This window comes from Bartonella sp. AP58NXGY, assembly GCF_042195785.1.
Classification (GTDB): Bacteria; Pseudomonadota; Alphaproteobacteria; order Rhizobiales; family Rhizobiaceae; genus Bartonella.
The window spans coordinates 1-1,356 of sequence record NZ_JBHIOY010000070.1; the positions used below are offsets into that span (position 1 = coordinate 1).

Below are 1,356 nucleotides of genomic sequence, written 5' to 3' on the forward strand. Positions count from 1 at the left end.
TTTAAACAATTTTTTGAATGAAAGAATTTTAAAGAGGGGCGCCCCCGCCGCGCCCGCGCCGTTATTTACGCTGCTTTTTCTAAAATATTATTCGAGTTATATATGACTTTATTGCCACTATAAACCTCACCTTCCCTATGAACAAAATCACACTCTCTTAATTTTGCCTTGCCTGAAACCTTCCCATAAATTTTTGAATAACCTGATATTTTTGCATTACCATAAATAATCCCATGAATTTCAGCATGCCCTTCAATAACAGCGTTCCCATGAACGTGTGCATTTTTATAAAGTTTTGAAAAACCTAGAACCTTGGCATTACCATAAACTTTTACATCAGCATAAATGCAAGCATATCCAGAAAGCTTGGCATTACCAAAAATATGCGTATCATTAAAAACCCAAGCATTATAATGAACGTGCGCATTCCCATAAATTCTTGCACGAGGATAAATACGTGCAAAACCATAAACTTCAGCATTTCCATAAACAAAGCCACCTACAACAGCCTTGCCATAAACACGGGCGTTTTCATAAATACAAGCTTCCACATTAACATGAGCATACCCACTTACAACGGCATTATCGTAAACACGGGCATTGCTATAAACCTTGGCATTACCTGCAACCCAGCAATTGCCATGATGCGATAAATTGTATTCACTGCCAATAAAACCGCCGAGGTCCCCTTTTTTGACATCTCCAAAATCTCTTAAGGCTCTAATTCTATGAAGCGTTTTAAAGCCAACCTCTATTGTCTCGCCTGTAAATTCGTATTTTTTTGCAAACTCTCTCTTTTTAAAAGAGCCATTATCATCTGTAATAAAAAAGGAAGTTTCTTGATTTGTAACTGTAGCTTTCATGCTAGTAATCCTGTTTGTAATTTTTCCATTGACAACCCTATAAGGGCGCCGGGCGCTGAAAAACACGGCAAACAGTCCGTCGTCACACTTTTCTCATAAAGAGTATTGTATGATGTGACCACACCCGACAAAATCGTTATATGCTAGAGACAGCATAAAAGAAAGTCAGTATTTTAAGAAATGGGAGAAACCTTTTCGTGGTTTACCCGCTGTTTGTTAAGTGTTTTTCAAGCACTTGCCAACCTTAATAAACGACCTTTTCCTTAAAGTCAATACGTATTTTTTATTTTTTTCAATTTTTTTCATTTTGATACCTACCTAGTTGAATACCAAGTGCTTTCTCTAGCTCGTTGTCTATATCATCATAAGTTTTCACTGCTTTAACTGTACATTTTTTGATTTCCCTATTCACCTCGTCTATCAAAGGTTCACAACTCAATACACTTCTTGGCAAATCGCCACCGTAAACCCAAGCTTTCACTTGCGCCTTGGT

At 37.4% G+C, this 1,356-nt stretch carries 1 protein-coding gene and 1 pseudogene; both read right to left on the reverse strand.

From position 1 onward, the window contains the following. Nucleotides 1-65: 65 nt before the first annotated feature. On the reverse strand, nucleotides 66-863 hold the full coding sequence (locus ACFINC_RS09460) for a hypothetical protein (protein WP_375617045.1): 798 nt from the start codon (nucleotides 861-863) through the stop codon (nucleotides 66-68). A gap of 292 nt (nucleotides 864-1,155) precedes the next feature. Further along, nucleotides 1,156-1,356: pseudogene (locus tag ACFINC_RS09465) on the reverse strand (hypothetical protein); the annotation flags it as partial.

Bases quoted from the DNA above. Each gene is read 5' to 3' on its own strand.
- ACFINC_RS09460 (WP_375617045.1), bottom strand. From the start codon at position 863: ATGAAAGCTACAGTTACAAATCAAGAAACTTCCTTTTTTATTACAGAT.